The sequence below is a fragment of the Pseudomonas sp. RW10S2 genome, assembly GCF_014268985.1.
Lineage (GTDB): Bacteria > Pseudomonadota > Gammaproteobacteria > Pseudomonadales > Pseudomonadaceae > Aquipseudomonas > Aquipseudomonas wayambapalatensis.
In genome coordinates this window covers 42,789-48,933 of the sequence record NZ_JABWRO010000027.1, presented here as the reverse complement: position 1 = coordinate 48,933, position 6,145 = coordinate 42,789, and the positions used below count along the sequence as shown (strand labels likewise).

Annotated in this window: 8 protein-coding genes; 6 read left to right on the top strand and 2 right to left on the bottom strand. The window is 63.7% G+C overall.

Annotated features, from left to right (window positions below; translation table 11 throughout):
• Positions 1–40: 40 nt before the first annotated feature.
• A complete protein-coding gene (erpA, locus tag HU729_RS08715; RefSeq protein WP_186667571.1) occupies positions 41–391 on the bottom strand; it encodes an iron-sulfur cluster insertion protein ErpA in 351 nt (116 codons plus the stop codon).
• 144 nt (positions 392–535) lie between these two features.
• Positions 536–1,570: an N-acetyl-gamma-glutamyl-phosphate reductase gene (gene argC / locus HU729_RS08710; RefSeq protein ID WP_186709561.1), complete on the bottom strand. Its 1,035-nt coding sequence runs from the start codon at positions 1,568–1,570 to the stop codon at positions 536–538.
• Between the two features lie 141 nt (positions 1,571–1,711).
• On the opposite strand from argC, the gene hemJ reads away from it, so the two are divergent.
• The 6 genes from hemJ (at position 1,712) to HU729_RS08680 (ending at position 6,138) form a co-directional block, all read left to right on the top strand.
• On the top strand, positions 1,712–2,137 hold the full coding sequence (gene hemJ, locus HU729_RS08705; RefSeq protein ID WP_186709560.1) for a protoporphyrinogen oxidase HemJ: 426 nt from the start codon (positions 1,712–1,714) through the stop codon (positions 2,135–2,137).
• Between the two features lie 29 nt (positions 2,138–2,166).
• Positions 2,167–3,114 carry a nitronate monooxygenase family protein gene (locus HU729_RS08700; protein WP_186709559.1) on the top strand — a complete coding sequence of 316 codons (948 nt, stop codon included), beginning with the start codon at positions 2,167–2,169 and terminating at the stop codon, positions 3,112–3,114.
• 74 nt (positions 3,115–3,188) lie between these two features.
• The gene (locus HU729_RS08695; protein WP_186667568.1) at positions 3,189–3,971 is read left to right on the top strand and encodes an SDR family oxidoreductase; all 783 of its coding nucleotides are present in this window, start codon (positions 3,189–3,191) and stop codon (positions 3,969–3,971) included.
• A 64-nt stretch (positions 3,972–4,035) separates the two neighbouring features.
• Entirely contained in the window at positions 4,036–4,374 is a 339-nt protein-coding gene (locus HU729_RS08690) for a histidine triad nucleotide-binding protein (RefSeq protein WP_003255518.1), read from the top strand.
• A 66-nt stretch (positions 4,375–4,440) separates the two neighbouring features.
• Positions 4,441–5,088 (top strand): 2-polyprenyl-3-methyl-6-methoxy-1,4-benzoquinone monooxygenase, encoded by a 648-nt coding sequence (coq7, locus tag HU729_RS08685; RefSeq protein ID WP_112897195.1) that lies wholly within the window; start codon positions 4,441–4,443, stop codon positions 5,086–5,088.
• Between the two features lie 9 nt (positions 5,089–5,097).
• Positions 5,098–6,138 (top strand): DUF2157 domain-containing protein, encoded by a 1,041-nt coding sequence (locus HU729_RS08680; protein ID WP_186709558.1) that lies wholly within the window; start codon positions 5,098–5,100, stop codon positions 6,136–6,138.
• The last annotated feature ends 7 nt before the right edge of the window (positions 6,139–6,145 follow it).

Here is a 6,145-nt window from a genome sequence, read left to right as displayed (position 1 = left end):
CCCCCGCCGCGGGGGGGGGTTTTTTTCGTTGAAGCCGGACTCAGATCGAGAACGACGAACCGCACCCGCAGGTGGTGGCGGCATTCGGGTTCTTGATCACGAAGCGCGAGCCTTCCAGACCTTCCTGGTAGTCCACTTCAGCACCGGCCAGGTACTGGAAGCTCATTGGATCGACGACCAGCGAAACGCCTTCGCGCTCGACAATGGTGTCGTCATCGGCCACGTCTTCATCGAAAGTGAAGCCGTACTGGAAACCCGAGCAACCGCCGCCTGTGACGAACACACGCAGCTTGAGGCGATCATTGCCTTCCTCGGATACCAGGGTCTTCACCTTGTGCGCAGCCCCTTGGGTAAACTCCAAAGCGGTGGGGGTGAAGGTTTCGACGCTCATGTTGGTTCTCCCGGCGTAAGCCGCCATAAAACTCGATGACGCGCATTATCCGCTTCTCCGAGAAAATTGGTCAAGAATTGTGCGGCTTTGGTCGAGACAAACCAAAAGGCCCGCACGGGGCGGGCCTTTTCACCTGCTTGACGATTAAGGCAGCAGCCCCGCGTGGGAAAGGCCCATGCGCTCATCCAGCCCGAACAGGATGTTCAGGTTCTGCACTGCCTGGCCGGACGCGCCCTTGACCAGATTGTCGATCACCGACAGCACCACCACCAGATCACCACCCTGCGGGCGATGAACGGCAATACGGCAGACGTTGGCGCCGCGCACGCTGCGCGTCTCTGGGTGGCTGCCGGCCGGCATCACGTCGACGAACGGCTCGTTCGCGTAGCGCTTTTCGAACAGCGCCTGCAGGTCGACCGAGGTGTCGACCACATTCGCGTAGAGAGTGGCGTGAATACCGCGGATCATCGGGGTCAGGTGAGGTACGAAGGTCAGGCCGATATCCTTGCCCGCCGCCAGGCGCAGGCCTTGGCTGATTTCCGGCAGGTGACGGTGGCCTTTGACCGCATAGGCCTTCATGCTTTCGCCAGCCTCGCAGAACAGCGAGCCCACTGCAGCACCGCGGCCTGCGCCACTGACACCCGACTTGCAGTCGGCAATCAGGCGCGACGGATCGGCCAGACCCGCTTCGAGCAGTGGCAGGAAACCAAGCTGGGTCGCGGTCGGGTAGCAGCCTGGCACGGCGATCAGACGCGCCTGGCGGATCTTCTCGCGGTTCACTTCAGGCAGGCCGTAGACGGCATCCTTGAGCAGTTCCGGCGCGCCATGCGGCTGGCCGTACCACTTGCCCCACTCGACGGCGTCCTGCAGACGGAAGTCGGCAGACAGGTCGATGACTTTGGTCCCGGCGGCCAGCAGCTCGCCGGCCAGGGCATGGGCAACGCCATGCGGTGTGGCGAAGAACACCACATCACAGGCACCGAGAGCCTTGCTGTCCGGGACGCTGAACTGCAGGCCGTCATAGTGGCCGCGCAGGTTCGGGTACATGTCGGCCACCGCGACACCCGCCTCGGAGCGCGACGTGATGACCGCTACCTCGGCCTGTGGGTGCTGTGCCAGCAGGCGCAACAGTTCGACACCGGTGTAACCCGTGCCGCCGACGATACCGACCTTGATCATAACGCTTGCCCCTCATCAACGAGACCACTGGAAAGCGCACGATAATAGGGTTACGTGACGCCTGTAACAACTCTTGGGTACCCCTTCGCAGTGCCGGACCACTACTATCTGACCACCGTGAAAACCTGAAGGAACTCCCCCATGCTCTATCTCTGGATCAAGGCGCTGCATATCGTCAGCGTGGTCTGCTGGTTCGCCGGCCTGTTCTACCTGCCGCGCCTGTTCGTCTACCACGCCCAGAGCCAGGACAGCATCAGCCAGGAACGCTTCGTCACCATGGAGCGCAAGCTGTACCGCGGCATCATGAACCCGGCGATGATCGCAACCTACGTGTTCGGTATCTGGATGCTCTACCTGACGCCCGGCTGGCTGAGCCAGGGCTGGCTGCACGCCAAGCTGACCCTGGTGATCCTGCTGACCGGCTACCATCACGTATGCGGCGCACAGCGCAAACGCTTCGCCGCCGGACAGAACACCCGCAGCCATGTGTACTACCGCTGGTTCAACGAAGTACCGGTGCTGATCCTGCTGGCCATCGTAATTCTGGTGGTGGTCAAACCGTTCTGAGCATAACCCCTGAGCGAAGGAGCCTTGCCATGTCCCTGCCTGCAACACTCGAACACCGCCTGCGACTGCCCGTGGTCGCCGCGCCGATGTTCCTGATCTCCAATCCGCAGCTGGTACTGGCTTGCTGCGCCAACGGTGTGGTGGGTAGCTTTCCGGCGCTGAACCAGCGCGACAGCGCCGGCTTCAAGGCCTGGCTGGAGGAGATCGAGGCGGGCCTTGCGCAATTGCAGGCACCTGCGCCTTATGCCGTGAACCTGATCGTGCACCCGAGCAACCCGCGCCTGCAGGCCGACCTCGCCCTGTGCGTGGAGCACCGGGTGCCGATCGTGATCACCAGCCTGGGCGCTGCGAAGGAGGTGGTAGACGCGGTGCACGGCTATGGCGGCCTGGTGTTCCACGATGTCACCACCCGTCGTCACGCCGAGAAAGCCGCCGAGGCCGGCGTTGATGGCCTGATCGCCGTGGCTGCGGGTGCCGGCGGTCATGCCGGGACCTGGAGCCCCTTCGCCCTGGTCGCGGAGATTCGCCAGTTCTTCGACAAGACTCTGCTGTTGGCCGGTTGCATCAACCACGGTCACGAAATCCTCGCAGCACGTCTGCTGGGCGCGGACCTCGCCTACATGGGCACACGCTTCATCGCCACTCGCGAGAGCCAAGCCCAGGACGCCTACAAACAAATGCTGCTCGATGCCCACGCCGCCGACATCGTCCACACCCCGGCGGTCTCGGGTGTGCCGGCCAGTTTCCTGCGCCAGAGCCTCGAGCAGGCCGGTTACGACATGGCCGCGCTCAAGCACAACCTGGGCGAGGTGAAGCTCAAACCGCTGGATGAAGAGGCCAAGGCCTGGAAAACCGTGTGGTCGGCGGGCCAGGGCGCGGGCGGTATCCATGACCTGCCCGATACGGCAGCGCTGATCGAGCGCCTGCGTGACGAATACCGAGCCGCCCAGCTTCGCACCGCTGAACTGGCGCGCTGAAGCCCTGCAAAAGACCACAACAGCCCCAGCCAAGCTGTACACTAGGCGCCCTCTTCCGCCCCCAGGAGCCTTGCATGACCCGTTACGCCATGATCACCGGAGCTTCCAGCGGCCTGGGCCTGGCCCTGGCGGAGGCCCTGGCGCGGCGCGGGCGCAACCTGATCCTGGTGGCACGCCACCGCGAAACCCTTGAGCCAATCGCGGTCGAGCTGACCCAGCGCTTCGGCGTCGAGGTCTTGCTGCGCGCCTGCGACCTCAGCCAGCCTTTGCGCCTCTCGGGGTTCGTACTCGAGCTGGAAGAGGGCGAGCGGCGCATCGACCTGCTGGTCAACTGTGCCGGGCAGCGCACCTATGGGCCCTTCCTGGCCCATGAGTGGGCCGACGAACAAGACCTGCTGGAGGTCAATATCCTCGCCCTCACCCGCCTGTGCCACGCCATCGGCAACCTGATGGCGGTGCACGGTGGCGGCCAGATCCTCAACGTGGCGTCACTGGCCAGCGCCGCGCCGGGTCCGTGGATGGCGTGCTACAGCGCCAGCAAGGCCTATGTACTGAATTTCTCGGAAGCCCTGCGCGAAGAACTGCGTCGTACCGGGGTCAAGGTGTCGGTTTTGTGCCCGGGCCCGATCCACTCGGCAAAACGACACATCCCGCGCCTGGAGGGCAGTTCGCGCTGCCTGAGCGCCGAAGAAGTGGCGCTCTACACCGTGCGCGCGCTGGACAAGAACCGCGCCCTGATCATGCCGGGCCGACGCAATCGCTGGCTGGCCTTCGCCCCACGCCTTCTGCCGCGCTGGTTGAGCCGCAAGCTGGCGGGCGTGATCCATCGTCGCTACTGCCCGATCGGCGCCGAATGACCTCTGTCCGAGCAGCGCCTCGCTGAGTACACTGCGCTTCGACCCTCACCAAGGAGCAAGTGACGTGGACGATCTATTCCTCAAGATCATCAACCGGGAAATCCCGGCGGATATCATCTACGAAGACGACCAGATCCTGGCCTTCAAGGATATCGCCCCTGCAGCGCCGGTACATTTTCTGGTCATCCCGAAAAAGCACATCCGGACCCTCAACGACCTGACCGAAGAGGACAAGGCCCTGGCTGGCCACATCCTGTTCACCGCCCAGCGCCTGGCCGTCGAGCAGGGCTGCGAGGAAGGTTTCCGCGTGGTCATGAACTGCAACCCCAAGGGTGGGCAGACGGTCTACCACATTCACATGCACGTGCTCGGCCAGCGTCAGATGAACTGGCCGCCGGGCTGACCCAAGGCAAGCCCATCCGGCATGATTGAGTTAAACTGTCGGGCATCACTTTAGTGGAGGTGCCCGATGGCTACCGAACGTCACTATTCGCCGCTCGACCGCTTGTTGCTGCAGGCTGATACCGCCATGCGCACCCTGCTGCCCTTCAGCGGCCAACCTTCCCGTCCCTCGCCTGCGATCATCCAGCCGGATGCCGAGCTGGACGAGTCCCAGACCCGCCATATTGCCGGCCTGATGCGCATCAACCATACCGGTGAGGTCTGCGCCCAGGCGCTCTACCAAGGTCAGGCCCTGACCGCCAAGCTGCCGCAGGTACGCAAGGCCATGGAGCATGCCGCCGAGGAAGAAATCGACCACCTGGCCTGGTGCGAGCAGCGCATCCGCCAACTGGGCAGCCACCCAAGTGTGCTCAACCCGCTGTTCTACGGCATGTCGTTCGGCATCGGTGCCCTCGCCGGCCTGGTCAGCGACAAGGTCAGCCTGGGCTTCGTCGCCGCCACCGAGCACCAGGTCTGCAAGCACCTGGACGAGCACCTCGAACAGATCCCCGAAGAAGACGAAAAATCCCGCGCCATTCTCGAACAGATGCGCGTCGATGAAGAGCAACACGCCGAATCCGCTCTGGAAGCCGGCGGCTATCGTTTCCCGGCCCCGGTGCGTTTCGGCATGAGCCTGCTGGCCAAGGTGATGACCAAGAGCACCTACCGCATCTAGGCCCCACCGATGACCGAGCGCTTCGATGCCAAGGATCTGGCCAGCGCGGTAAGCGCCGGCGTCCTCCAGCCAGGCCAGGATCGGGCACTGCTCGAATTCCTGCGCCAGCAACCGCAGCAACAGGGCCGGTTCCAGTTGGCCCATGTCGCCTTCTACTTCGGCGCACTGCTGATCATGGCGGCCATGGGCTGGCTGCTCACCGAGGCGTGGATGCGCATTGGTGACTCGGCCCTGCTCGCCATCGCCCTGCTCTATATCGCCAGCCTTACCCTGTTCGCCCTGTCACTCCAGCGTCGCGGGCAGGCCATTGCCGCCGGGGTTCTGGCCGCCGTCGCCGTGAGCATCGTACCGCTGGCAGTGTTCGCCCTCGAACGCCTGCTCGGCTGGTGGCCGCTGGATGACGTGCAGTTCGACTACCACCAGTACTACACATACGTGCAAGGCGGCTGGCTGCTGATGGAAGCGGCAACCGTCGTCGCCGGGCTGGCGATGCTGCGCCTGGTGCCTTTCCCCTTCATCGTGATGCCAATCGCGGTGGCCCTGTGGTTCATGTCCATGGACCTCAGCGAATGGTTCTACGGCGAAGTGTTCAGTTGGGAGCAGCGCCAGAACGTCTCGGTGTGGTTCGGCCTGCTGTTGCTGGCCGCGTTCCTGGCAGTGGACGGTCGCACGCGCCGCGACTACGCCTACTGGGGTTACCTGGCAGGGCTTCTGGCCTTCTGGGGCGGGCTGACTTCGATGAACAGCGACAGTGAAGTGGGCAAGGCGCTCTATTGCCTGATCAACCTTGGCCTGATGGGATGTGCAGTGCTGCTGCGCCGCCCGATGTTCATGGTATTCGGTGCCATGGGCGTGGCTGCGTACCTGGGCTACCTGTCGTATGACGTGTTCGCCGAGTCGCTGCTGTTCCCGGTGGTGATCACATTGATCGGGCTTGGCGTGATCGGCCTAGGCCTGGCCTACCAGAAGCGTCGTGAACGACTGAGTCAATCGTTGCGGGCAAAACTGCCGCAATGGCTACTGGACGCGCTGCCAGCCCTGCGTGACTGAAAACCGG

Bases quoted from the DNA above. Each gene is read 5' to 3' on its own strand.
- erpA (WP_186667571.1), bottom strand. From the start codon at position 391: ATGAGCGTCGAAACCTTCACCCCCACCGCTTTGGAGTTTACCCAAGGG.
- argC (WP_186709561.1), bottom strand. From the start codon at position 1,570: ATGATCAAGGTCGGTATCGTCGGCGGCACGGGTTACACCGGTGTCGAA.
- hemJ (WP_186709560.1), top strand. From the start codon at position 1,712: ATGCTCTATCTCTGGATCAAGGCGCTGCATATCGTCAGCGTGGTCTGC.
- HU729_RS08700 (WP_186709559.1), top strand. From the start codon at position 2,167: ATGTCCCTGCCTGCAACACTCGAACACCGCCTGCGACTGCCCGTGGTC.
- HU729_RS08695 (WP_186667568.1), top strand. From the start codon at position 3,189: ATGACCCGTTACGCCATGATCACCGGAGCTTCCAGCGGCCTGGGCCTG.
- coq7 (WP_112897195.1), top strand. From the start codon at position 4,441: ATGGCTACCGAACGTCACTATTCGCCGCTCGACCGCTTGTTGCTGCAG.
- HU729_RS08680 (WP_186709558.1), top strand. From the start codon at position 5,098: ATGACCGAGCGCTTCGATGCCAAGGATCTGGCCAGCGCGGTAAGCGCC.